Source organism: Pseudomonas abieticivorans, from assembly GCF_023509015.1.
Taxonomy (GTDB): Bacteria; Pseudomonadota; Gammaproteobacteria; order Pseudomonadales; family Pseudomonadaceae; genus Aquipseudomonas; species Aquipseudomonas abieticivorans.
In genome coordinates this window covers 2,460,816-2,486,351 of the sequence record NZ_CP094975.1, presented here as the reverse complement: position 1 = coordinate 2,486,351, position 25,536 = coordinate 2,460,816, and the positions used below count along the sequence as shown (strand labels likewise).

At 59.0% G+C, this 25,536-nt stretch carries 16 protein-coding genes, 2 tRNA genes and 4 rRNA genes; 10 read left to right on the top strand and 12 right to left on the bottom strand.

The genetic code is table 11. From position 1 onward, the window contains the following. Window positions 1-128: 128 nt before the first annotated feature. Window positions 129-1,055 carry a LysR family transcriptional regulator gene (locus tag L9B60_RS11100; RefSeq protein WP_249678543.1) on the bottom strand — a complete coding sequence of 309 codons (927 nt, stop codon included), beginning with the start codon at window positions 1,053-1,055 and terminating at the stop codon, window positions 129-131. A 155-nt stretch (window positions 1,056-1,210) separates the two neighbouring features. Here L9B60_RS11100 and L9B60_RS11095 point away from each other — a divergent pair, with 155 nt between their 5' ends. Then, window positions 1,211-2,392 (top strand): acyl-CoA dehydrogenase, encoded by a 1,182-nt coding sequence (locus L9B60_RS11095; protein ID WP_249678542.1) that lies wholly within the window; start codon window positions 1,211-1,213, stop codon window positions 2,390-2,392. Between the two features lie 13 nt (window positions 2,393-2,405). Next, window positions 2,406-3,626, top strand: coding sequence for a CaiB/BaiF CoA transferase family protein (locus L9B60_RS11090; protein ID WP_249678540.1), 1,221 nt, complete (start codon window positions 2,406-2,408; stop codon window positions 3,624-3,626). A gap of 58 nt (window positions 3,627-3,684) precedes the next feature. Here the strand turns inward: L9B60_RS11090 and L9B60_RS11085 are convergent, their stop codons facing one another. Continuing rightward, window positions 3,685-4,116, bottom strand: a complete 432-nt coding sequence (locus tag L9B60_RS11085) for a hypothetical protein (protein ID WP_249678539.1) — start codon at window positions 4,114-4,116, stop codon at window positions 3,685-3,687. 86 nt (window positions 4,117-4,202) lie between these two features. On the opposite strand from L9B60_RS11085, the gene L9B60_RS11080 reads away from it, so the two are divergent. The 6 genes from L9B60_RS11080 to rrf (L9B60_RS11055) all read left to right on the top strand — a co-directional run bounded on the left by L9B60_RS11080 (window position 4,203) and on the right by rrf (L9B60_RS11055) (window position 9,608). Next, window positions 4,203-5,739, top strand: a 16S ribosomal RNA gene (locus L9B60_RS11080). Between the two features lie 81 nt (window positions 5,740-5,820). Then, window positions 5,821-5,897, top strand: a tRNA-Ile gene (locus L9B60_RS11075). Between the two features lie 30 nt (window positions 5,898-5,927). Further along, window positions 5,928-6,003 (top strand) — tRNA-Ala (locus L9B60_RS11070). Between the two features lie 231 nt (window positions 6,004-6,234). Next, window positions 6,235-9,126, top strand: a 23S ribosomal RNA gene (locus tag L9B60_RS11065). A gap of 136 nt (window positions 9,127-9,262) precedes the next feature. Further along, a 5S ribosomal RNA gene (rrf, locus tag L9B60_RS11060) occupies window positions 9,263-9,378 on the top strand. A 114-nt stretch (window positions 9,379-9,492) separates the two neighbouring features. Then, window positions 9,493-9,608: ribosomal RNA gene (gene rrf / locus L9B60_RS11055) — 5S ribosomal RNA — on the top strand. The 16S, 23S and 5S rRNA genes sit together here with 2 tRNA genes alongside, the layout of an rRNA operon. 78 nt (window positions 9,609-9,686) lie before the next feature. On the opposite strand, the gene L9B60_RS11050 is transcribed toward rrf (L9B60_RS11055), so the two are convergent. The 9 genes from L9B60_RS11050 to L9B60_RS11010 form a co-directional block, all read right to left on the bottom strand. After that, on the bottom strand, window positions 9,687-10,850 hold the full coding sequence (locus L9B60_RS11050; protein ID WP_249679708.1) for a PepSY-associated TM helix domain-containing protein: 1,164 nt from the start codon (window positions 10,848-10,850) through the stop codon (window positions 9,687-9,689). A gap of 76 nt (window positions 10,851-10,926) precedes the next feature. Then, window positions 10,927-13,425, bottom strand: a complete 2,499-nt coding sequence (locus tag L9B60_RS11045; RefSeq protein ID WP_249678538.1) for a TonB-dependent siderophore receptor — start codon at window positions 13,423-13,425, stop codon at window positions 10,927-10,929. A gap of 85 nt (window positions 13,426-13,510) precedes the next feature. After that, complete coding sequence (locus L9B60_RS11040; protein ID WP_249678537.1) at window positions 13,511-14,488, bottom strand: FecR domain-containing protein; 978 nt, start codon at window positions 14,486-14,488, stop codon at window positions 13,511-13,513. Then, window positions 14,478-14,978: a sigma-70 family RNA polymerase sigma factor gene (locus tag L9B60_RS11035; protein ID WP_249678535.1), complete on the bottom strand. Its 501-nt coding sequence runs from the start codon at window positions 14,976-14,978 to the stop codon at window positions 14,478-14,480. The genes L9B60_RS11040 and L9B60_RS11035 overlap by 11 nt, the downstream gene beginning before the upstream one ends. A 134-nt stretch (window positions 14,979-15,112) precedes the next feature. Further along, window positions 15,113-15,583: an SRPBCC family protein gene (locus L9B60_RS11030; RefSeq protein ID WP_249678533.1), complete on the bottom strand. Its 471-nt coding sequence runs from the start codon at window positions 15,581-15,583 to the stop codon at window positions 15,113-15,115. Between the two features lie 25 nt (window positions 15,584-15,608). Beyond that, entirely contained in the window at window positions 15,609-19,007 is a 3,399-nt protein-coding gene (locus tag L9B60_RS11025; RefSeq protein WP_249678532.1) for a non-ribosomal peptide synthetase, read from the bottom strand. A gap of 10 nt (window positions 19,008-19,017) precedes the next feature. Next, entirely contained in the window at window positions 19,018-19,947 is a 930-nt protein-coding gene (locus tag L9B60_RS11020) for a diiron oxygenase (protein WP_249678531.1), read from the bottom strand. Further along, a complete protein-coding gene (locus tag L9B60_RS11015; protein ID WP_249678530.1) occupies window positions 19,944-20,720 on the bottom strand; it encodes a DUF3050 domain-containing protein in 777 nt (258 codons plus the stop codon). The genes L9B60_RS11020 and L9B60_RS11015 overlap by 4 nt, the downstream gene beginning before the upstream one ends. Window positions 20,721-21,374: 654 nt before the next feature. Then, window positions 21,375-22,064 carry a GntR family transcriptional regulator gene (locus tag L9B60_RS11010; protein ID WP_438866091.1) on the bottom strand — a complete coding sequence of 230 codons (690 nt, stop codon included), beginning with the start codon at window positions 22,062-22,064 and terminating at the stop codon, window positions 21,375-21,377. Window positions 22,065-22,399: 335 nt separating this feature from the next. Here L9B60_RS11010 and lapG point away from each other — a divergent pair, with 335 nt between their 5' ends. Together lapG and lapD are read left to right on the top strand one after the other, a co-directional pair. Further along, a complete protein-coding gene (lapG, locus tag L9B60_RS11005; protein ID WP_438866090.1) occupies window positions 22,400-23,062 on the top strand; it encodes a cysteine protease LapG in 663 nt (220 codons plus the stop codon). Between the two features lie 12 nt (window positions 23,063-23,074). Then, window positions 23,075-25,018: a cyclic di-GMP receptor LapD gene (gene lapD, locus L9B60_RS11000; protein WP_249678527.1), complete on the top strand. Its 1,944-nt coding sequence runs from the start codon at window positions 23,075-23,077 to the stop codon at window positions 25,016-25,018. 30 nt (window positions 25,019-25,048) lie between these two features. On the opposite strand, the gene L9B60_RS10995 is transcribed toward lapD, so the two are convergent. Further along, window positions 25,049-25,387 carry a tryptophan synthase subunit beta gene (locus tag L9B60_RS10995; protein ID WP_249678526.1) on the bottom strand — a complete coding sequence of 113 codons (339 nt, stop codon included), beginning with the start codon at window positions 25,385-25,387 and terminating at the stop codon, window positions 25,049-25,051. Between the last annotated feature and the right edge of the window lie 149 nt (window positions 25,388-25,536).

Genomic DNA, 25,536 nt, shown 5'->3' with positions numbered 1-25,536 from the left:
CGACGATTGGCTGATTGATAGCCTTGCAGGCCACGTAATCAGAGGCTTTTAGCTGCTTCAAGATGCCGCAGGCACAGTTTGCTTAAATGCGTCATAGATTTATATCTGTAGGGCTTTGATTTTTCTGACTACGGGGTCAGCAAATGATTTTTCCCTTTATGTTCAATGGTATAGAGATCGGCTTCGGCCACCAGCCAGTCGCGAAAAGCCTTTAATGACGCGGATTCGACCTTTCTTTCGGGAATCATCAGGTAATAAGCCTTGTGACTGGCCAGCGCATGGGCATTGGCAACCACCAGGCTGCCCTCCCCCAATTCGCGCTGGATCAGGAATGGCGGGATCAGCGCGATGCCCATTTGGTGCGACGCTGCCTGGGCCAGCATGGAGAATAGTTCATAGCGTGGGCCTGTCATGTCGCGGCTGATGTTCAGCCCCAGTGAGTTGAACCACTGGCGCCAGGCGTACGGCCGGGTGGTCTGCTGCAGTAGCGGCAGCGTGGCGATGGTGTCTGCCGCTAGCGTGCCACCGGCCCCCAGCAAAGCCGGGCTGCAAACTGGCACCGGGTTCTCACCCATCAGGCGGTGCGATTGGGTGCCGGGCCAATCGGCATCGCCGAAGTAAATGGCGGCGTCGAACGGTGTGTCGGCAAACAGGAACGGGCGCGTACGGTTGGTCAGGTTGACCGTGACCTCGGGGTGCGCCTGCTGGAAGCCTTTGAGCCTGGGCAGCAGCCATTGGGTGCCGAATGTGGGCACCACGGCCAGTTCGATGGCGTTGGCGCCTTGCTGGCCCATCACCGAGAGGGTGTCGCGCTCCACGGCATCCAGTTGGGTTGCTACGCGACGGCTATAGGAAAGTCCGGCTTCCGTCAGCTTTACCCCGCGACGCGAGCGTCGGAACAGTTCCACATTGAGAAACTCTTCCAAGCCGGCTATCTGTCGGCAAACGGCCCCCTGGGTGAGGGAAAGCTCCTGGGAGGCCTTGGTAAAGCTCTCGTGGCGGGCGGCGGCTTCGAAGCAAACCAAAGCAGTGGTGCTGGGGATTTTGCGGCGCATGTACGGCAACCTCACTGATAGAGGCGCGTATTGGGCTTTTATGGCCTCTCGGAGTGAGAAATTAGCACAACAGCATGCGAAATCCTCGTTTGTCGGGTGGCGGTATGCGGCCTAGGCTTAGCTCATACCTATCTACCTTTACCCGAGGAGTCGACATGGGCGCCAAAGCAAGCTTCAACTGGATTGATCCGCTGTTGCTGGACCAGCAGCTTACTGAAGAAGAGCGCATGGTTCGCGACAGTGCCGAGCAGTTCGCCCAGGGCAAGTTGGCGCCGCGTGTACTGGAAGCTTTTCGCCACGAGAAGACCGACCCTGCGATCTTTCGTGAAATGGGTGAGATCGGCCTGTTGGGCGCGACCATTCCTGAGCAATACGGTGGCAGTGGCCTCAACTATGTGTGCTACGGCCTGATTGCCCGCGAGGTTGAGCGCATCGACTCCGGCTACCGTTCGATGATGAGCGTGCAGTCCTCCCTGGTGATGGTGCCGATCAACGAGTTCGGCACCGAGGCGCAGAAGCAGAAGTACCTGCCCAAGCTCGCCAGTGGCGAGTGGATTGGTTGCTTCGGCCTGACCGAGCCTAACCACGGCTCCGATCCGGGCGCGATGATTACCCGTGCGCGCTCCGTGGAGGGCGGCTATCGCCTGAGCGGCAGCAAGATGTGGATCACCAACAGCCCGATCGCCGACGTGTTCGTGGTGTGGGCCAAGGACGACGCCGGCGACATTCGCGGTTTCGTGCTTGAGAAAGGTTGGCAGGGGCTCAGTGCTCCAGCGATTCATGGCAAGGTTGGCCTGCGGGCATCGATCACCGGTGAAATCGTGATGGACAATGTGTTTGTCCCCGAAGAGAACATCTTCCCGGACGTGCGCGGCCTCAAGGGCCCGTTCACGTGCCTGAACTCCGCGCGCTATGGCATTTCCTGGGGAGCATTGGGGGCGGCCGAATATTGCTGGCACACCGCGCGCCAATACACCTTGGATCGTCAGCAGTTCGGTCGCCCATTGGCAGCCAACCAGTTGATCCAGAAAAAGCTGGCCGACATGCAGACCGAGATCACCATGGCGTTGCAAGGTTGCCTACGTCTGGGGCGCATGAAGGATGAAGGCACCGCGGCAGTGGAAATCACCTCGATCATGAAGCGCAACTCCTGCGGCAAGTCCCTGGACATCGCCCGCATGGCCCGGGACATGCTGGGTGGCAATGGCATCAGCGATGAGTTCGGCGTGGCCCGCCACCTGGTCAACCTGGAGGTGGTCAACACCTATGAAGGCACGCATGACGTGCATGCGCTGATTCTGGGGCGCGCGCAAACCGGCATCCAGGCGTTCTATTAATAGGAGCTCGGCCATGGGTGCTTTGTCTCATCTGCGCGTGCTTGACCTGTCGCGGGTACTGGCGGGCCCCTGGGCCGGGCAGATCCTTGCCGACCTGGGGGCTGAGGTCATCAAGGTCGAACGGCCCGGCAACGGCGACGACACGCGTGCCTGGGGGCCGCCCTTCCTCAAGGACGCCCGCGGCGAGAATACCAGCGAGGCGGCGTACTACCTGTCGGCCAACCGCAACAAGCAATCGGTGACCATCGACTTTACCCAAGCCGAAGGCCAGCGCCTGGTGCGCGAGTTGGCAGCCAAGTCAGACATCGTCATCGAGAACTTCAAGGTCGGTGGCCTGGCAGCGTATGGGCTGGACTATGCCTCGCTCAAGGCGATCAATCCGCAGCTTATCTATTGTTCGATCACCGGCTTCGGCCAGACCGGGCCCTATGCCAAGCGCGCCGGGTATGACTTCATGATCCAGGGGCTGGGTGGGCTGATGAGCCTGACCGGGCGCCCGGAGGGTGATGAGGGCGCCGGGCCGGTGAAGGTTGGCGTGGCGCTGACCGACATCCTCACTGGCCTGTATTCCACGGTAGCGATACTGGCCGCCCTCGCCCACCGTGATCATGATGGTGGCGGGCAGCACATTGACATGGCGTTGCTGGATGTACAGGTGGCCTGCCTGGCGAACCAGGCCATGAATTACCTCACCACCGGCGTGCCCCCGCGCAGGCTCGGTAACGCGCACCCTAATATAGTGCCCTACCAGGACTTCCCTACCGCCGATGGCGACTTCATCCTGACGGTGGGTAACGACGGGCAGTTCCGCAAGTTTGCCGAAGTGGCCGGGCAGCCACAGTGGGCTGATGATCCGCGCTTCCTGACCAACAAGCTGCGGGTGGCCAACCGAGGGGAGCTGGTACCGTTGATTCGTCAGGCGACGGTATTCAAGACCACGGCGCAGTGGGTTGAGCAGTTGGAGCTGGCCGGTGTGCCCTGTGGGCCAATCAATGACTTGGCCCAGGTGTTTGCCGACCCGCAGGTGGTTGCCCGTGGGTTGGCGGTTTCCATGCCTCACCCTTTGGCTGGCACCCTGCCCCAGGTCGCCAGCCCGATCAGGATGTCGCAGACGCCTGTGGAGTACCGGATGGCCCCTCCTCTATTGGGTGAGCATACCGACCAGGTGCTGGCTGAGTTGCTTGGGTTGCAGGCTGAAGACTTGATGCGCTTGCGTGAGCTAAAGGTGGTGTGAGCGTTGCTTCTATATAGAAGGGGGCTGGAAAGCCCTTTTCTGGCTGTTTCAGGCTATTTCACAAAACTGTCAAATAAGCGCTTGACGCCCCCGTGGATCTGTCTATAATTCGCCCCACTTCCGGCGCAGACGAAACGGAAAACTTCTTTGGAAACAAAGAGTTAACCGAAGTAAGCAGTGAGGAAGCCGCTCTTATAACCGAGAGCATGTTGTAGATCGGAAGCGGTGAAAAAAGGTGGTTGACAGCGGTTTGAAACGCTGTAGAATTCGCCTCCCGCAACGAGAGATCGAAGCGAGCCAAGTGTTTGAAGTTGTTCGGAAAATTCTGAAAGACTTCAAAATAAACGCTTGACAGGCTCTGAGGAAAGCGTAGAATGCGCGCCTCGGTTGAGACGAAAGAATCAACCAACCGCTCTTTAACAACTGAATCAAGCAATTCGTGTGGGTGCTTGTGACTCAGACTGATAGTCAAAAAGATTATCAGCATCACAAGTTACCTCCGCGAGAAATCAAAGATGTAACCAACGATTGCTGAGCCAAGTTTATAAGGTTTTCTCAAAACCTAATTGCAGTATTGAACTGAAGAGTTTGATCATGGCTCAGATTGAACGCTGGCGGCAGGCCTAACACATGCAAGTCGAGCGGATGACAGGAGCTTGCTCCTGAATTCAGCGGCGGACGGGTGAGTAATGCCTAGGAATCTGCCTGGTAGTGGGGGACAACGTTTCGAAAGGAACGCTAATACCGCATACGTCCTACGGGAGAAAGCAGGGGACCTTCGGGCCTTGCGCTATCAGATGAGCCTAGGTCGGATTAGCTAGTTGGTGAGGTAATGGCTCACCAAGGCGACGATCCGTAACTGGTCTGAGAGGATGATCAGTCACACTGGAACTGAGACACGGTCCAGACTCCTACGGGAGGCAGCAGTGGGGAATATTGGACAATGGGCGAAAGCCTGATCCAGCCATGCCGCGTGTGTGAAGAAGGTCTTCGGATTGTAAAGCACTTTAAGGTGGGAGGAAGGGCATTAACCTAATACGTTAGTGTTTTGACGTTACCGCCAGAATAAGCACCGGCTAACTCTGTGCCAGCAGCCGCGGTAATACAGAGGGTGCAAGCGTTAATCGGAATTACTGGGCGTAAAGCGCGCGTAGGTGGTTTGTTAAGTTGAATGTGAAATCCCCGGGCTCAACCTGGGAACTGCATCCAAAACTGGCAAGCTAGAGTATGGTAGAGGGTAGTGGAATTTCCTGTGTAGCGGTGAAATGCGTAGATATAGGAAGGAACACCAGTGGCGAAGGCGACTACCTGGACTGATACTGACACTGAGGTGCGAAAGCGTGGGGAGCAAACAGGATTAGATACCCTGGTAGTCCACGCCGTAAACGATGTCAACTAGCCGTTGGGAGCCTTGAGCTCTTAGTGGCGCAGCTAACGCATTAAGTTGACCGCCTGGGGAGTACGGCCGCAAGGTTAAAACTCAAATGAATTGACGGGGGCCCGCACAAGCGGTGGAGCATGTGGTTTAATTCGAAGCAACGCGAAGAACCTTACCAGGCCTTGACATCCAATGAGCTTTCCAGAGATGGATTGGTGCCTTCGGGAACATTGAGACAGGTGCTGCATGGCTGTCGTCAGCTCGTGTCGTGAGATGTTGGGTTAAGTCCCGTAACGAGCGCAACCCTTGTCCTTAGTTACCAGCACGTTATGGTGGGCACTCTAAGGAGACTGCCGGTGACAAACCGGAGGAAGGTGGGGATGACGTCAAGTCATCATGGCCCTTACGGCCTGGGCTACACACGTGCTACAATGGTCGGTACAGAGGGTCGCCAAGCCGCGAGGTGGAGCTAATCTCACAAAACCGATCGTAGTCCGGATCGCAGTCTGCAACTCGACTGCGTGAAGTCGGAATCGCTAGTAATCGCGAATCAGAATGTCGCGGTGAATACGTTCCCGGGCCTTGTACACACCGCCCGTCACACCATGGGAGTGGGTTGCACCAGAAGTAGCTAGTCTAACCTTCGGGAGGACGGTTACCACGGTGTGATTCATGACTGGGGTGAAGTCGTAACAAGGTAGCCGTAGGGGAACCTGCGGCTGGATCACCTCCTTAATCGACGACATCAGCTGTATCATGAGCTCCCACACGAATTGCTTGATTCATTGAAGAAGACGATAGAAGCAGCCCGAAATTGGGTCTGTAGCTCAGTTGGTTAGAGCGCACCCCTGATAAGGGTGAGGTCGGCAGTTCGAATCTGCCCAGACCCACCAATTTTGTGTGGGAAACGCCTGTAGAAATACGGGGCCATAGCTCAGCTGGGAGAGCGCCTGCCTTGCACGCAGGAGGTCAACGGTTCGATCCCGTTTGGCTCCACCACTACTGCTTCCGCGTTAAAGCTTAGAAATGAGCATTCCACCAAGACGGTGATGAATGTTGATTTCTAGTCTTTGATTAGATCGTTCTTTAAAAATTTGGGTATGTGATAGAAAGATAGACTGAACGTTACTTTCACTGGTAACGGATCAGGCTAAGGTAAAATTTGTGAGTAATTACAAGTTTTCGGCGAATGTCGTCTTCATAGTATAACCAGATTGCTTGGGGTTATATGGTCAAGTGAAGAAGCGCATACGGTGGATGCCTTGGCAGTCAGAGGCGATGAAAGACGTGGTAGCCTGCGAAAAGCTTCGGGGAGTCGGCAAACAGACTGTGATCCGGAGATGTCTGAATGGGGGAACCCAGCCATCATAAGATGGTTATCTTAAGCTGAATACATAGGCTTAAGAGGCGAACCAGGGGAACTGAAACATCTAAGTACCCTGAGGAAAAGAAATCAACCGAGATTCCCTTAGTAGTGGCGAGCGAACGGGGACCAGCCCTTAAGTTGGTTAGAGATTAGCGGAACGCTCTGGAAAGTGCGGCCATAGTGGGTGATAGCCCTGTACGCGAAAATCTCTTTTCAATGAAATCGAGTAGGACGGAGCACGAGAAACTTTGTCTGAATATGGGGGGACCATCCTCCAAGGCTAAATACTACTGACTGACCGATAGTGAACTAGTACCGTGAGGGAAAGGCGAAAAGAACCCCGGAGAGGGGAGTGAAATAGATCCTGAAACCGTATGCGTACAAGCAGTGGGAGCAGACTTGTTCTGTGACTGCGTACCTTTTGTATAATGGGTCAGCGACTTATATTCAGTGGCGAGCTTAACCGAATAGGGGAGGCGTAGCGAAAGCGAGTGTTAATAGCGCGTTTAGTCGCTGGGTATAGACCCGAAACCGGGCGATCTATCCATGGGCAGGTTGAAGGTTGGGTAACACTAACTGGAGGACCGAACCGACTACCGTTGAAAAGTTAGCGGATGACCTGTGGATCGGAGTGAAAGGCTAATCAAGCTCGGAGATAGCTGGTTCTCCTCGAAAGCTATTTAGGTAGCGCCTCATGTATCACTGTAGGGGGTAGAGCACTGTTTCGGCTAGGGGGTCATCCCGACTTACCAAACCGATGCAAACTCCGAATACCTACAAGTGCCGAGCATGGGAGACACACGGCGGGTGCTAACGTCCGTCGTGAAAAGGGAAACAACCCAGACCGTCAGCTAAGGTCCCAAAGTTATGGTTAAGTGGGAAACGATGTGGGAAGGCTTAGACAGCTAGGAGGTTGGCTTAGAAGCAGCCACCCTTTAAAGAAAGCGTAATAGCTCACTAGTCGAGTCGGCCTGCGCGGAAGATGTAACGGGGCTCAAACCATACACCGAAGCTACGGGTATCACCTTCGGGTGATGCGGTAGAGGAGCGTTCTGTAAGCCTGTGAAGGTGAGTTGAGAAGCTTGCTGGAGGTATCAGAAGTGCGAATGCTGACATGAGTAACGACAATGGGTGTGAAAAACACCCACGCCGAAAGACCAAGGTTTCCTGCGCAACGTTAATCGACGCAGGGTTAGTCGGTCCCTAAGGCGAGGCTGAAAAGCGTAGTCGATGGAAAACAGGTTAATATTCCTGTACTTCTGGTTATTGCGATGGAGGGACGGAGAAGGCTAGGCCAGCTTGGCGTTGGTTGTCCAAGTTTAAGGTGGTAGGCTGGAATCTTAGGTAAATCCGGGATTCTAAGGCCGAGAGCTGATGACGAGTTGCCATTAGGCGACGAAGTGGTTGATGCCATGCTTCCAAGAAAAGCTTCTAAGCTTCAGGTAACCAGGAACCGTACCCCAAACCGACACAGGTGGTTGGGTAGAGAATACCAAGGCGCTTGAGAGAACTCGGGTGAAGGAACTAGGCAAAATGGCACCGTAACTTCGGGAGAAGGTGCGCCGGTGAGGGTGAAGGACTTGCTCCGTAAGCTCATGCCGGTCGAAGATACCAGGCCGCTGCGACTGTTTATTAAAAACACAGCACTCTGCAAACACGAAAGTGGACGTATAGGGTGTGACGCCTGCCCGGTGCCGGAAGGTTAATTGATGGGGTTAGCTAACGCGAAGCTCTTGATCGAAGCCCCGGTAAACGGCGGCCGTAACTATAACGGTCCTAAGGTAGCGAAATTCCTTGTCGGGTAAGTTCCGACCTGCACGAATGGCGTAACGATGGCGGCGCTGTCTCCACCCGAGACTCAGTGAAATTGAAATCGCTGTGAAGATGCAGTGTATCCGCGGCTAGACGGAAAGACCCCGTGAACCTTTACTATAGCTTTGCACTGGACTTTGAATTTGCTTGTGTAGGATAGGTGGGAGGCTTTGAAGCGTGGACGCCAGTTCGCGTGGAGCCAACCTTGAAATACCACCCTGGCAACTTTGAGGTTCTAACTCAGGTCCGTTATCCGGATCGAGGACAGTGTATGGTGGGTAGTTTGACTGGGGCGGTCTCCTCCTAAAGAGTAACGGAGGAGTACGAAGGTGCGCTCAGACCGGTCGGAAATCGGTCGTAGAGTATAAAGGCAAAAGCGCGCTTGACTGCGAGACAGACACGTCGAGCAGGTACGAAAGTAGGTCTTAGTGATCCGGTGGTTCTGTATGGAAGGGCCATCGCTCAACGGATAAAAGGTACTCCGGGGATAACAGGCTGATACCGCCCAAGAGTTCATATCGACGGCGGTGTTTGGCACCTCGATGTCGGCTCATCACATCCTGGGGCTGAAGCCGGTCCCAAGGGTATGGCTGTTCGCCATTTAAAGTGGTACGCGAGCTGGGTTTAGAACGTCGTGAGACAGTTCGGTCCCTATCTGCCGTGGACGTTTGAGATTTGAGAGGGGCTGCTCCTAGTACGAGAGGACCGGAGTGGACGAACCTCTGGTGTTCCGGTTGTCACGCCAGTGGCATTGCCGGGTAGCTATGTTCGGGAAAGATAACCGCTGAAAGCATCTAAGCGGGAAACTTGCCTCAAGATGAGATCTCACTGGAACCTTGAGTTCCCTAAAGGGCCGTCGAAGACTACGACGTTGATAGGTTGGGTGTGTAAGCGCTGTGAGGCGTTGAGCTAACCAATACTAATTGCCCGTGAGGCTTGACCATATAACACCCAAGCAATTTGAGTCGAACGACCAGATTGCGGTGTTGTGAAGACGCATTATCCGAAAATTTGTAACTCACAAACATCACATACCCGATTCGCTGGAGTGCCCGCAACGGCATCCTGGCTACAGAATTTCTTGACGACCATAGAGCATTGGAACCACCTGATCCCATCCCGAACTCAGTAGTGAAACGATGCATCGCCGATGGTAGTGTGGGGTTTCCCCATGTGAGAGTAGGTCATCGTCAAGATTAAATTCCGAAACCCCCATCTGCTAACGCAGGTGGGGGTTTTGTCTTTAAGTAGAAGCTCCATATCTTTTTCGCTGGCACGTCACTGCGGTGACGGATCGGCATACAGAGTTTCTTGACGACCATAGAGCATTGGAACCACCTGATCCCATCCCGAACTCAGCAGTGAAACGATGCATCGCCGATGGTAGTGTGGGGTTTCCCCATGTGAGAGTAGGTCATCGTCAAGATTGAATTCCGAAACCCCCAGCTGCTAACGCAGCTGGGGGTTTTGTCGTTTAGGCCATTGGGTTTTCGCAAGGTGCGCGCTAGGTTCGACGCCTGGCTTGCCACTTGCGCCACCAGATGTACACCCCCGTGCCCGAGAGCACCGCGATCACTACGCCTAATATCGATATCAGTACCTGCCCGGTAAACCCGATAATCCGCCCGCCGTGTATCGGCAGTTGCAGCCTGTAGAAGCGCTCACCCAACGTTCCCTGGCCGGCAATCTCCTGGCCCAGTAACGAGCCGTCCGTGCCGTGCAGGAACAGCCAGGACTTGCCCTGGGCATTGGTGTCGTGGTGGCCAAACCCTGCGCCATAGAAGTTGTACTCGAAGCTGTAGTACAGCTCGCCAATGGCAGCTGTCAGCCCCAGGCGTTTGCCTTCCTGCTGTGCCAGCTCGTAGGCCTGTTGATAACTCAAACCAGTGACTCCCAGGGAGGAAGCCGGCATGCGCCCGCGTGTTTCATAAACGCTAGGGGTGATAGGGGAGACCAGTGACACCACCGGCTTGAATACTTGCGCGGGCAGGTTCATGGCCACGCTGCTGATGGCCACCGGCACCAATAGCAGCCATAACCACAACCCTCCCGCCCTGTGGATATCCATGTTCAGGCGATAGGCATGGGCGCCGCGCTTGATCTTCCAGGCTTTGCCCCACTTACCCCAAAAGGGCTTGCCGCGGGGCAGGGTGAGGATGATCGCCACAAAGCAGTCCAGCACCCACAGCAGCGCGACGATGCCCATCACCCATAGGCCAATGTGCTCGGGCAGTGCCAAGGTGTAGTGAAACTCCAGCAGGAAGGGCACCAGGTTTTGCGCAGAGAAGCAGCATTCGCCCCAATAGCGCTTACCCAGCGCTATACCGGTAACCGGATCAAGGTAAAAGACTTGGTTTTTCTCGGCAAAGGGTTTGCCAGTGGCCGGATCCATACGCGCAACGGCCGCCAGTAGCGCAGGGTGCCCGGCCTCCTGTGGATATTCCATGTACCAGACCTGCAGCCGCGGATGCTCGCCCTGCAACTTATCCACAAGCTGCCCTGGCGGCATCACTCGCCCTTGGCCTTCGGCCTGGTAGAAGTGCGGGTTAAGCCATTCATCCAGCTCGTGCTGGAAGGCCAGGATACTGCCGGTCAGCCCGGCCAGTAACAGGAACAACGCAGTCGCCAAGCCGACATAACGGTGCAGCCACACATACACATTTCGCATCATTTACCCCACTGCAGAGACGACAAAGCCAGCACCGTTTACCGGCGCTGGCTATGGGGATTACTAAACGGGTGGATCAGAACTGATAGCTGACGGTGGCCGCGACATTGCGTTCTTCGCCCTGATAGCAGAAGTTCAGACTCGCGCAGGTAGCGATATAGCTCTCATTGGTCAGGTTGTTGGCATTCAGGCGCACGTCGACACCCTTGAGGCCGACCTTGCCCAGGTCATAACCCACCGAGGCATCGAACAGCGTGTAGGCCGGTACTTTTTCGGTATTTTCCGCGTCGGCCCAGCTGTAGCCCACGTACCGTACGCCGCCACCCAGGCGCAGCCCGTCCAGTACACCGCTGGCGAATTTGTAGTCTGCCCACACCGAGGCCATGTGCCGGGGGGCCTGGGCAGGCGAGTTGCCCTTGTTCTCGATCACGTCGTCGGCCGTGCTCAGGGTGCTGATCATCGACTTGGAGTACTCAAGGTCGGTGAAGGTGTAGCTGCCCAACAGCTTCAGGTTATCGGTGACCTGGACATGTGCTTCCAGCTCAACGCCTTGTGAGCGAACGGCACCGATTGCGCGATAGAAGTTTTCTTGCGGCAGTTTGGTGGCCAGGTTCTCCTGATCGATACGGAACACCGAGGCGGTGAACAGGTTTTCGCTACCCGGTGGTTGATACTTCAAGCCGGCTTCCCATTGCGTGCCATCGGTGGGTGCCAACGGGTTGCCGGCGGCGTCCGAATAAGAGTTGGGGTTGAACGACTCGGAGTAGCTGATATACGGCGCGATACCGTTATCGAATAGGTACAGCGCACCGGCACGGCTGGTCAGCTTGGTGCGGTCGTCGCTGATTTCGGTACCCAATGGCCGGTTGTATTCGGCGACACGGTTTTCATCCGAAGTCTTTACCCAGTCCTGGCGCACGCCCAGAGAGAAGCGCCACTTGTCCAATTCGATCAGGTCTTGCAGGTACACGCCGGTCTGCTGCAAGCGTCGCAGATAGCTGGTGGGGTCGTAGTAGCTGATGGCGGCATTGCCATACACCGGATTGAACGCATCGATCGGCGCCAGACTGCCGCTGGCCCAGTCGACCACCGTCTTGCGCCGCTGATAGTCCACGCCCAGCAGGGTGGTGTGCTTGGCGGCGCCGGTGAAGTATTCGGCCTGCAGCATGTTATCGATGATGAAGGCGTGCAGCTTTTCGCTGGCACCGGAGTAGTAGCGGTTCAGCTCATTACTGGTCGGGGTCGTCCAGCCATAGGCATACACCTGGTCCAGGCTGACCTTGGAGTCCAGGTAGCGGAAGTTTTGCCGAGCCGTGAAGACGTCGTTGAAGCGGTGCTCGAACTGATAGCCAAAGGACTGCTGGTCGCGACTGTATTGGTCGATGCTCGGCTCACCTTCGAAGAAGTGCTCGGAGATGCGTTGGCCGTTGCGCTGATGCAACGCGCCGTCCGCTGGCAAGCCACCGTGGTAGCCGCCCTCGGGATCATGTTGCAGGTAAGCCTGCAGGGTCAGTGAGGTGTCTTCGGTGAAGTCGATGCTCAGCGTCGGGGCCAGGGCGTAGCGCTTTTCTTCGTTGTGATCGAATTGCGTGTCGGACTGATGCGTCAGCCCGGTCAGGCGATAGGCAATGCGCTTGTCTTCGTCCACCGGGCCGCTGAAGTCGAAACCCACGCCGCGTTGCCCTTGGGTGCCAACCGTGGCCTGTATCTCGTGGTAAGGGGCAAACAACGGCTTCTTGCTGGTCAGCGCGACCAGGCCGCCGGGTGAGCTGCGGCCATACAGTACCGACGACGGCCCCTTGAGGATGTCCACCCGTTCCAGGAAGTACGGGTCAACCTGCATGGTGCTGTAGGTACCGCTGTCGCCCATCGACTTCAGGCCGTCGAGGTAAATGTTATCCACGGAGCCGTCGTTGAAGCCGCGCATCGCCACGTAGTCATAGCGGTGTGTGGCGCCATAGGGGTTGGTGAGTACGCCGGGGGTGTAGCGCATGGTTTGCGACACTGTCTGCGCGCCTTGGTCGTCCATCTGCTGGCGGGTGACCACCGACACCGATTGCGAGGTTTCCAGCAGCGCGGTGCTGGTCTTGGTGGCGATCTGGCTGTGGGTGGCGTTGTAGCCGTCCATGCTGCCCAACGCGTTGCCCAGGGCAAAACCGCGGATGTCGGTGGAGGGCAGCGCCAGGGCATCGCCATTTGCTGCAGGGCGCAGCACGTAGCTGCTGCCATCTTGGCTCACGGCCTCAAGGCCCGAACCCGCCAACAATGTTTGCAAGGCCGCGTCGGGGCCATAGCTGCCCTGTAGTCCAGGTGACTGAAGGCCACGGGTTTGATCCGGGGTGGTGGCAAGGGTAATCCCGGCTTGGCGGGCGAACTGATTCAGTGCCTCATCCAACGGGCCGGCGGCGATGGCGTAACTACGGCTGCTGCCGATCGCAACGGCTGAGTCGGCCGCAACGGCCAGCATCGGCAAGTTGGCGAGCCCCAGGGCTGTGGATAACAGAGCACCGCGAATCGCGGTGGCGAGCAACGTTGCATCAGTGTGCTTGGCAGGCTTGGATGGGGCGCCGGTCATGGTGAAATCCTGAAAGTCAGCAAGGCAGAATGGAGGTGATTACTGTCTTAGCCGGACTCACTCGCAAAACCCGCCAAAATAAATGTCAGGCCTGGCGCTGCAGGCGTGCCCACCAGCGGGTGTGGTAGTTCAGTTGTACGGGCAGGGTATGAGGCAGTAGCTGCAGCAGTTTGTCGGTGTCCTCCAGGCGAAACACGCCCGACAGGCGCAAGTCGGCAATGTCGTCGCTGCAGGTCAGATAACCCACCCGGTAGCGCGCCACTTCGGCCAAAAAGTCGCGCAGGCGCATGTTTCGAGTCACGATCAGGCCGTCGGCCCAAGCGCCCATGTCCATGCTCGGCAACTCGGCCAGCTGTGCGGCACCCGGGGTTACCTGCCAGGTTTGCCCGGCCGTGGCCTGAATGGCCGCGCGCCCGGCGAGCAGAATGGCGACCTGGCCTTGGCTTACGCTTAACCGGGTGCAGTCGGCCTGTTGGCGGACCACGAAACGCCCTTGGGTACTTTCGAACGCCCCATCGCGGTTGCTGACCCGCAGCGGTCGACCCTGGGCGTCCGGCACGCAGTTGAGCATTAGTTCGCCATACCGGAGGCTGACCAACCGCTGGCGGGCATCGAAGTGCAGATTGGCAGCACTGTGGGTATTGAGGTCCAGGCGCGAGCCATCGGGCAGCAGGAAACCGCGGCGCTCTCCGGTTGCGGTGGCAAAGTCGGAGGTCCATTGCTGCCACGTGGTCATGTCTTTGCCCAGCCACGCTGCCGAGCCCACCATTGCCAGGCCACCCAGCAGCTTCAAGGCGCGCCGGCGGCTCAGTTGCACGCTGCCGCTTTCCAGGGTCTGCAGGGCGACGCCAGCCCCAGGCACGGTGCGGTACTGCCCGGTAAGTTCCTGATTCAAGGTTTGCACGCGTTGCCAAGCCAGCTCGTGGGAGGGGTGAGCCGCCCGCCAATCGTCCAGTTGTTGCTGTTGGCGCGGGTGTGGTCGGTTGTTACCCAGGCGCAGCATCCAGTGGATGGCCTGCTTGACGACCTGTGGCTCGGGGGGGGCTAGGTGCTCACTGCTCATAGCGCACCAGGTAGCAGTGATAAAGCGCATCGGCTACGTGCCGCTCCACCGAACGCAGTGAAATACCCAAGCGCTCGGCCACTTCGCGGTGGCTGAGGCCTTCGCACTGCGCCAACAAAAAGGCCTGGCGAACCTTTGGCCTCAAGCCTTCGAGCATGCGTGCGATGGCTTCCAGCAATTGCAGCATCACTTCACGGGTTTCTGCCGAAGGCACCTCGGCCTCGGGCAACCCGGCGATACTGTCCAGGTAGGCGCGGTGCAGTTCCTCGCGGCGCCAGTGGTCGATGACCAAGCCACGGGCGATGGTGCGCAAGAAAGCACGCGGGGCGATGACCTCGAGTTTTTCGGTGCGTTGCAGCAGGCGCAGGAAGGTGTCCTGGGCCAGGTCAGCCGCATCTGCCGCGTTGCCCAGGCGGCTGCGCAGCCAGCTGTTGAGCCAGCCGTGATGATTGCTGTAAAGCGTTTGCACCGCGAGCGCAGGACCGGACATGAGAAAGTGTCATGAATGATAATTAGTCTCATTGTTATCAGGCATCACGCTTTTTGCAACTGCCACGAACAATTTTTCCTGAACGGCAAAGCGCCCGCCCGGCAGAGCTGCCGGGCGGGCGCTGGGCAACGCTGTCAGACCAGCATCTGCCTGACGTTGTTCATTGCGTCATCGGCAAAGCCCTGTAGGAAGGCCTGAAAATCAGGCAGGGCTTCGGCGCCGCCGGTCCAGGGTTCGGCCTGGATCGTCCAGGTGGCCAAGGAGCGGCCCGGCCCGGTGCTGCTGACTTGCATCGAGGCCCACAGGTTGCCAATGTTCAGGGTGGTGTAGATCAGGCTCCAGGTCATGCAGCGGTTTACATGGTCATGGCTGTTGAGTTGCTCGATCACGACGTTTTCGCCATCGGCAAAATGTTTGACGCGGACCGAACGCACGCCGCTGCCGTGCATGTCGATGCGTTGCAACGCCGGGATGAATTTGTCGAACCCGGCGAAGTTGCCGACGATGGCCCAGACCCTATCGGCCTCGGCATTGATCTCGACTGCCGAAACCACGCGGCAGCCTTCGGGGTTGCGAACCAGGGTGTCCGGTTTGAGTACGCTCATGATGTTGCTCCTTGCGGGTGGGGGGTTAGATGAACTGGATTTCGCGCAGGTAGGCACAGCCCTTGCTGAGCAGCGCCGGGGTTTTGCGGGGGTAGCGCTCGCCCATGCGCAGCACCCCGGCCAGGGCGTTGTGGTGGTCGATGCGCGAGATGTCGCCGATGTCCTCTTCAAAGCCGTCCAGGTAGAAGCCGAGCACGCCAAACAGCGCGTTGTCGTGACCCACCCGGTTGAGTTGCTGCTGCCATTGGCCGACGCTCACCAATTCGAACTCCCGGCCTGCCGCGCGGAACGACGCCACATAGCTTTCCCAGCTCAACGGCTCTGGGTTATGCAGGTTGAACACCGCATGTTCGGCCTGGTAGCGGCTGCTGTGGAAGGCGATGAAGCGGGCCAGGAAGTCCACCGGCATCAGGTCGAAATTCAGGCTCAGGGCTGGCACCTGGCCCAGTTGCAATGAGCCCTTGAGCATCAGCATCAGGCGGTTTTTGTGCGGCTGGCAGACGCCCGTCAGGCTGTTGAAGGTAATATTCCCAGGCCGGTAAAGGTTGACCCAGGCCCCCTGTTCGCGCGCGCGCTGCAAGATGCGTTCGGCTACCCACTTGGACAGGTTGTAGCCATTGCGGATGTAGATCGGCGGGGTGTCTGCCGGGGGTTGTTCGAGCACGCTGCCGCTGGCATCGATGGCACTGGAAGCGGACAAGGTAGAGATGAAGTTGAAGATCTTTTTGCTGCGGCCCTCGCACAACTTCAGGCATTCGAACAACGGCTCGACGTTATCGGCGGCCAGCGCCTCGTAATCCAGTACGTGGTTGACGTGGGCGGCGTTGTGCACCAACGCTCCGTACTCCTGGTCGATGCGTGCGTACACCGCCTCGCTCAGGCCCAGCCGCGGCTGGGTGATGTCGGCGGCATAGACGTGCACGCGGCTCATGTCCAAGTGTTCCAGGCGGTTGTCGCGCAGGGCCTGGGCAAAGCGTTCGGCCGCCGGGCTCTCGGCGCTATCGCGGACCAGGCAGGCCACCTCGCTGGCCCCCCAAGCCAACAGGGCCTCGACGATGTGCACCCCCAGAAAGCTGTTGGCGCCGGTGACCACCACCTTGTGCACGTCACCTAACTGGCTGAGTGGCAAAGGCTGCAGGTCGAGCTCACGGTAGGCGTCGACAAATGCCTGGGGGCTGAGGGTCTGCGGGTCACCTTCGATGCCGCTGACCAGCGCCGCCAATCGTTGCAGGGTGGGCTGCTCGATGAAGCGGTTGATAGAGATCCCACGGCCAAACTGCTCGCGAATCGCCAGCAGCAATTGCGATAGCAGGATGGAGTGACCGCCCAGATTGAAGAAGCTTTCGTCCGTGGAAATTTCGGCTGCAGGCAGGTCCAGCAACTGGCTCCAGATCGCCAACAGTTGCAGCTCCTGCGGGGTCTGCGCTGGACGGTGCGCCGCCCGCGCCGGCAGTGAACGAGGCAATTGCAGCAGTGCCCTGCGATCGACCTTGCCGTTGGCGGTGGCCGGTAACTGCGCAAGCTCGGTGAACTGCTGCGGGCGCATGTAATCGGGCAGTTGTTGTTCGACCTGTCGGCGCAGTGCGTTGAGTGCCTCACCGGGTTGACCGTCGCGGGGCTGCGCGACGAACGCCAGGATGTGCCGTTGGCTATCGATGGCCACGGCCACTTGGGCGAACAACTGGCTGCTGCGCAGGCAGTGCTCGATTTCTTCGGGCTCTACCCGAAAGCCCCGGATCTTCACTTGGTTGTCCCGCCGGCCGCAGATTTCGATGCCGTTGGCCATCCACTTGCCAATATCACCGGTACGGTAGGCCCGCAGGCTGCCTGCGCCTGGCAGTTGGAGGGTAAGGTAGCGCTCGGCGGTCAGCGTCGGGTTATTCAGGTAGCCAGGCCCCACGCCGGCGCCGACGATGTACAACTCGCCCGGCGTGTCGTCCGGCACCGGCTGCAGGTCATCGTCCAAAATCAGCAATTGCGTGTTGGCGATAGGCCGCCCCAGGTCGCGGTTATTGGCCGTGGGTGTCAGCAAGCGGGTGGTGGCCAGCACCGTGGTTTCGGTGGGGCCGTAGATATTGTGCATCTGGCAGTGCCGGGCAAAGTGTTCGATCACCGCGGGCTCGCAGACGTCTCCGCCGGTAATCAGGTGCGCCAGCCCCAGGGGCGCCTCTTGCGGCAGGATACTCAACAGCGCCGGTGGCAGGAACGCATGGCTGACACGCTGCTGGCCGATCAGCTCGACCAGGCGATGGGGGTCGCGGCGCTGGTCTTCGCCGGGCACCACCAAGGTTGCGCCAACGATCAACGTAGGGATGATGTCCAGCAGCGACGCGTCGAAGCCGATGGTCGAGAACTGCAGCACCCGGCTGTGCTCGGTCAGTTGCACGTGGGCCGTGTACCAGGCCTGAAAATGGCTAAGGTTGGCCTGGCTGAGCAGCACCCCCTTGGGCTGCCCGGTGGTGCCGGAGGTGTAGATCGCAACACAAGGCTCATCTGGCCCAGGCTGACGGTCAAACAGTGAACCCTTGGCCGCCTCGGGCAGTTGCGTCAGGTCCACGCATTGCAAGCCGTCAACCTCAAAGGCCGTAGGGCCGCTATGCAGCAGCACCTGGGCGCCGGCATTTTCCAAAATGGCCCGCAGCCGCTCTGGCGGATGGCTGGGGTCCAGCGGCAGGTACACGGCCCCGTGGCTGATCACGGCCAGCAGCGCTGCGTACAGCTCGGCGGACTTGGGCAGGCACACGGCAATCATGCGGGCGCTATCGGGCAAGGTTTGTCGTACCTGCAGGGCCATCCGGTGCAGTTGTCCGTAGCTCAAGCTGTGGTGTTGCAATTGCAGGGCCGTGCGCCGTGCATGTTGCTGCAGGCTGTGTTCCAGGCGCTCGCCAATCGGCTGGCGAGCCTCGTGGAGCAAGCCTTCGTTTGCGTTGTCATTGAGCCGATGCTGGTAGGCCAGCGGCTCCAGGGCCAGCAGGCCCTGCTGGCGCTCCAGCGCCGCGGCGTCGCAGCTCTGTGCCTGGGCGAAATGCTCGGGGTTGCGCGAGTAACGGCTGATTTCCAGCGCCATGCGTGCAACCAGGTCGGCGATTGCCGCCTGGCGCAAGCCTTGGCCGTTGCCGCCAGGGTCGGCGGCCACGGCTTGGCGAATGATCAGCCGCTGGGCCCGCGCACTGCCTGCCCAGCACAGCCACTCCAATGCTGGCGTCAGGCTGATGCGCAACCCAAGGTGCACGCAGCGCAGCGTGGGGTGTTGATTCAGCGTCAGGCTGGCGTCTTCGATCAACACGTCGGCACGTGGCAGGGCGCCTGCCAGTTGCGCCTGGGTCGCCAGGTGCAAAAGCTGATGGCCGTGTTCGCTCAATTCACGGCCCAGCGCAATGAGCGCCGGGCTGTGGCCTATCAATAGAATATCGAGGCGTCTCATGCGGTGTTCCTCAAGGCAGGTATTCGGTCAGCGCGGCCTGGACACAGGGCGTATCGAGCAGTGAACTGGCGCGAAAAAACCGCAGGATGTTGCCCAGCAGCGGGTGCTGTCGGTTGATCGGGAACGCCAGCCCCCTCACTTCGAGCAGTAGCGCCTGACGCACGGCGGCATCCACAGGCAAGTGTTCGATCAGGCGTTGGTCGAAGGCTTTCTGGATGTCATTGGTCAGGTACTGGCCGATGAACACCGGCAGAATCCGAGCGATGTGCGCGTGTTCCTCAGGCCCCACGCTGTGCCAGTAGATGCGCACCAGCCGGGTCCAGAAGGTTGAGTGGCGGCCTTCGTCGAGCAAGTGATCGGCCATCAACCCCTTGATCGAGTCCTTGACCGTTTCGTCACGGGCAAATGCGGCGACATCGTTGGTCAGGGTGTTTTCGGCAATGGCCACGCAGATCAACTCCACCACGCTGCGCAAGTGTTCCGGAGCCAACGCCAGGGCGGCCGGGATGGCCCGGCTCAGCTCGATTTCGTCGGGCAAGGGGATGGGCTCAATGCCGGTCAATTCGATGGTTTGCTGCATGAAGTCCATGGCAACCAGCGCGTGGTAATCCTCGTCCACCACCACGGTCATGGCGTCGTAACGGCAGGCGAAGGGGTAGCGGAAGGCGAAGTTGTCCTTGGCGATGCTGCGAGCCACGTGGTCGACGATTTCGGTTTCGAAGATCACCACATCGTTGATGAACTTGTAGAGGCTCTGCACCAGCACGAAGTCGCGCAGGTGCGGGCACGCTTGCTGGAACGTGGCGCTCAGTACCAGCGGTTGGCGGCTGAGTGGGTAAATCAGCCGCGCGTCATTCTCCACGCGCCGCCTTGGGCGCGTGCGAATGGTGGCGCGGCCCTCCCAGGCGTCGGCGAATGATTGGTAGTCGGCGGCTTTCATGCGCTCACCTTGGCAACGCTGGCCTGCATCGATTGGCGTAGGCGGTCCCACAGGGCGATGCGGCTGTTCACGGCGGCGATGGCGGCGGCAAAGACCTGCTGCTGGCGCTGGTCGTCACCCTTTACCAGGCGGTCCAGCAACGCTTCGGCGGCGGGGCCGTGGTCTTCGGAGTCCACCTCGATGTGGCGCTCAAGGTAGTAGTGAAAGGTGGGGGCCTGTTCCTTGCTGATGCCCCAATGGCCAAGGATGCGTTGGAACATCTGCGGGATCACGCTCTCGCGGCCATGCAGGAACGCCGCGGCCACGCTGTGCGCCGGAGCATGCAGGGCGATGTCCAGGGTATCGGTGACGAAGGCGATGGCCGCGGGGTCTGCGTCCACGCTTTGCAGGGCCGTGTGGCAACTTACGCCTTCGCGCTGCAGCGCCACGAAACGTTCGGCTGCCGTGGTGCTGGCGCCGATTTCGCGCATGGCGTCCAGGTACAGTTCGAAATGGCTGTAATGGCCGCCGTGCAGGGTATCGTCGGACTCTTCACCCAGCACGATTTCATTGATCAGCCTGGCTGCCTTGGGGTCGGTGGGGGGCAGCCACGGCAGTGACACGCAGGTTAATTCACGTTGCAGTCGTTTGGTCAGTGACATGAAGTCCCAAACAGCAAACACATGCGTTTCCATAAACCGGCGAAGTACCGGTAGAGAATGAATCTCGGCAAAAATCGGATGGGTTGAAAGTTCGGATTTCTTATTGTCCAGTTCGATCTTTTGCAGGGTCATGGCATTTTCCTTATGTCGTGATAGGCGTGATCGCAGTTACGGCTTGTTACTTGTTCGCCACTTTTCAGGCGAGGGTGTGGGGCGGTTTTAAATTTCGTGTAACTATTTGTACGTACGCTGGTTTTTCGAATGTTCCATTGCAACCTGGCGGGTGCACTGGCTGGGCTGGCGAGGCTGTGCGCCGCCAGGCCTTTTCAAATTAAGCCGTTAGGAAACTTCATTTCAAGTATTTTTTTATATAAATCAAGTAGTTATATATTCGAGGCGAACGGGGGGCATATAAAACTTAAGGGCTAAGTTTTAGTGGGGTGAGCGCCGCCCTTTCGACGCAGTAGCGTCAAAATAAATAAGGGGAGGGTTAATTACCCTGATCGAAGCGCTCAGGGGCCAAACAGTTAGTAATGGAAATTTTGTAGGCGCTGGATCGAGCGAACTTTCGATCCTCAATGGCCCGTGCGGCGAACTCCTTCTGTCACTCAATAGACCGGGGTTTAGTCTGTTCGCGGTAAAGCCCAAAGGCTTCTACAGACCCGCTTAGAGTGTGCCGAAAAGGCGCGGCTTGCCATCCGTGATAGCCAAGGCGGCTAACGGAAGGGTGCGGGGGGAGGGGCGTTGCTTCGCCGGCCTGCCAAGGCCGGCGTATAGGCGGGGAAGTTATTGCTGGTTACGATTGTCCAGGAATACCTTGACCGTGCTGGCGGCTTTGGCCAAATGCTCATGCAGGATGCCGACTGCGCCTTCCACATCGCGCTTTTGCACGGCGTCGACCAACTCGGTGTGGTCCTCCTGGGTCGGCTTGCCCAAGCCCATTGAGGACAAATGGAAGCGCAGGAAGCGCTCTTCTTCGTTCAACTCGCTTTCGATCAGGCGCAGCAGCTTGCGGTTCTCGGTCTTGGCATAGAGCGAGAGGTGGAACAGGCGGTTGAGCCGACACATCTCATGCAGGCTGGTCTCGGTCTCCAGTTGGTTGATGTAGCCACGGGCCTTGGCGATGTCTTCATCGTCGAGCAACGGGATGGACTGGCGCAAGGCTTCGGTTTCGAGCAACTGGCGCAAACGGTAAGTGTCTACGGCGTCTTCGTCGATCAGGGGTGCCACCACTGCGCCTTTGTGCGTGACCACCTTGAGCAACGATTGCGCCTCCAGTTGGCGCAAGGCTTCGCGCACGGGCATGCGGCTGACGCCGAACAGCGTCGCCAGTTCCTGTTGGCGCAGGGCCATGCCGGGCGGCAGGCGGCCATCCAGGATGGCATTGCGCAGTTGCTCTTCGATGACGGAACGGGCCAGGTGGGCAGGGACCTGCTCACTGATCAGAATGCTGCTCAAGGGCTTTTTTACGGTCACTTTCGGCTTCCTGATCATTTATTTACAGACTGGATTCATTGGATCCATATAAACCTAGTTCGAGGACCGGAGTGCGTCAATTACGACGGTCCGTCGATCCCCCGCAAGCGCCCGCATTATAAGGCTTGCGTGGGTTTTCAGGGGCTATCGTGACGGAGTTTTCGACAGAATGGAAGCGGCCCTTCATGACAGCATGGTTCTGATGAAATTGATGGCAAAATGCCGTAAATACGCGGCCTGATATTGTTTTTTCGCGCGCCAGCGGCCACCATCCAACGCCTCTACCTTACCGTCGGTTGATCGCATTGGCGGCATCCACTTCCTCGCGCGGCACAGTGCTACGGTTCGCCCTGGGCGTGCTGCTCGGTACCCTGTTGCTGACCAACCTGCACGCCGATTGGGATTTTGCCCTGATCAGCAGCCGGGCGCAGGCGCTGTATGGGCCGCTGGGCGAAGGCAAGGGGCGGATTGATCAGTGGCAGCGTTTGTTGGCCACCGACAAACAACTGAGCGAACCGGAAAAACTCAAGGTGGTGAACCTGTTTTTCAACCACCAGATCCACTACGCCGAAGACATTGACGTGTGGCACGTCGAGGACTACTGGGCGACACCGGTGGAAGCCTTGTGGAAAGGGCAGGGTGACTGCGAAGACTATGCGATCGCCAAGTACATGACCCTGCGCCACCTGGGGGTAGACCGCGACAAGCTGCGCATCACCTACGTCAAAGCCCTGCAACAGAATCGCGCGCACATGGTCTTGACCTACTACGCGAGCCCGAATGCCATGCCGCTGGTACTCGACAGCCTGATGGACCCGATCAAGCCAGCCAGCCAGCGCCCCGACCTGCTGCCGGTGTATGCCTTCAACGGTGAAGGCCTGTGGCTGACCGGTGCCGGCGGCAACAAGAAGATGGGTGATACCAAGCGGCTGTCGCGTTGGCAGGACGTGTTGAAAAAAATGCAGGCCGAAGGTTTTCCAGCCGAGCCCGACAATTAACCGGGAGTACCGATGTCACTGTTCAAACAATTGCTGCTCGCCATTTGCCTGTTCCTGGTGGTCGCGTTCAGTGGCAGCTTCATGGTCAGCCTGGAAAGCTCTCGTGCCCAGGTGGTTAACCAACTGCGCTCCCATGCCCAGGACGCGGCCACCGCATTGGCGTTGTCGCTGACGCCCAATATCGATGACCCGGCGATGGTCGAGTTGATGGTCAGCTCGATTTTCGACAGTGGCTACTACGCCAGCATCAAGGTCATCGACCTGGGCGACAACAAGGTGTTGGTCGATCGCAGTGCCGAAGCCGACGCCGGCGGCGTACCGGCCTGGTTCGTCAAGCTGATCGGCCTGCAGCCGGCCGGTGGCGATGCCATCGTCAGCCGTGGTTGGCAGCAGGCAGCCCGCGTCGAAGTGGTCAGCCACCCGATGTTCGCCCTCGCCAGGCTTTGGGAAAGCGCCCTGGGCAGCCTGGGCTGGCTGTTGTTGTGCGGCGCGGTGAGTGCCGGGTTGGGCGCCTTGCTGCTGCGCCGCCAGCTCAAACCCCTGGACTACATGGTGGCGCAGTCCCAGGCCATTGCCCGTCGCGAGTTCCTCAGCCTGCCGGAACTGCCCCGCACACCGGAGCTGCGTCGCGTGGTGCAGGCCATGAACCTGATGGTGGAGAAGCTCAAGGCGCTGTTTCGCGAGCAGGCTGAGCGCAGCGAAAAATTACGCATAGAGTCTTACCAGGACGGGCTCACGGGCCTGGCCAACCGGCGTTACTTTGACATGCAACTGAACGCTCGGATCAGTCACTTGGACGAGGGCGGCGGTGGCTATTTGCTGCTGCTGCGGGTCAACGACCTGACGGGCCTGAACCAGCGTCTGGGCGGTGCCCACACCGACCAGCTGCTGCAAGCCATCGCCCAATTGCTGGTGCGCACCTGCGCACGGTTCCCGGAGCCGCTGAACCTGATTGCCCGCAGCCGCGGCGGCGAGTTTGCCGTGCTGGTGCCGGGCCTTGAGCGCGACGAGGCGATGCAGCTGGCCCGCGAGCTGGAGGCTGGCCTGGTCAGCCTGCACGAAACCGGTGCCTGCGATGTCAGCCCCGTGGCGCACATGGGCCTGGCCCCTTACAACGCCGGTGATGTGCCCAAAGCGTTGCTGGCGCTGGCCGACGAGGCGCTTGGCCAGGCCGAGAGCCGTGGTGAAGGCAGTTGGGTGTGCCTGGACCACAGCGTGATAACGGCGGCGGGCGACGATCACCGCACCTGGCATGGGCTGCTGGACCAGGCGCTGAGCCAGGATCAGTTCCAGTTGTTTTTCCAGCCGGTGGTGGCCAGCGCCGATACCGCGCAGGTGATGCACTTCAAGGTGCTCTCACGCCTGCTCGACGGCCAGGGCCAAAGCATTGCCGCAGGGCGCTTTTTGCCCTGGATCGAGCGTTTCGGCTGGGCCACGCGGCTTGATCTGTTGATGGTGGCGCGGGTGCTCAAGCACCTGCAACAGCACCATCACCCCTTGGCGCTGAACTTGTCGGCGGCCACGCTGGCCGATCCGCAGGCGCTGGAACGGCTGTTTGCGCTGTTGGCGCAGCAGCCGTTGCTGGGCAAGTACCTGACGTTCGAGATCGGCGAAGAGCAATTGCCCGAGCAGAGTGTGCTGGAAACCCTGACCAGGCGCCTGCGCGCATTGGGTTATAGCCTGAGCCTGCAGCGCTTCGGCGGGCGTTTCAGCATGATCGGCAACCTGGCGCACTTGGGCCTGGCTTACTTGAAGATTGACGGCAGTTACATCCGCGCCATTGACCAGGAAAGCCACAAGCGCCTGTTCATCGAGGCTGTCCAACGTGCGGCACACAGCATTGATCTGCCGTTGATCGCCGAGCGCGTGGAAACGGACGGGGAGTTGCGGGTTATCCGCGAGATGGGCATACAAGGTGTCCAGGGGCGCCTGGTAGGCGAACCGGCCCCTTGGTAACAGCGGCTCAGCCCTGAGCCTGGGCGGGCTTCAGATCAAGCCCGCTTCATCATCGTTGATCAGGTGGTTCAAACCGCCCAAGGCTTCACGTGCCTGGGTCCGGTCCATCAGCTTGGCCTGGGCCGCCGCCGGCAGGTCGGTGACACGGATCACGCCCTTGCTGGTGAGTACCTGAATCAAGTCGTCGAGTACCCGGATCATGTCCAGGTCGCTCTGCTTGAGTTGCTTGAGGCTGGTTTCCACGGTGTCGTTGGCGTACCACGACTGGATCTCATGGTGGTCGGCCGGCAGTGTTTCAGTGGCGCCGGCGTAGGGCGCGGCCTCCACGCGGCTGAGTTGCCCCTGTGCATCGCGTTGCACGTAGAACATGGTGTTTCCCTCGAATTTGAGTCCCTGGCCTGCACCCAGCAGCATAGGCCAACCTGTGCGGCTGTGCGTTAAGCACGACAGAGTATGCGACTGGCTGCGCGTGTGCTGCAAAATTCGCCGACAGCGCGCCAACAGCCCTGAGGCTGCCG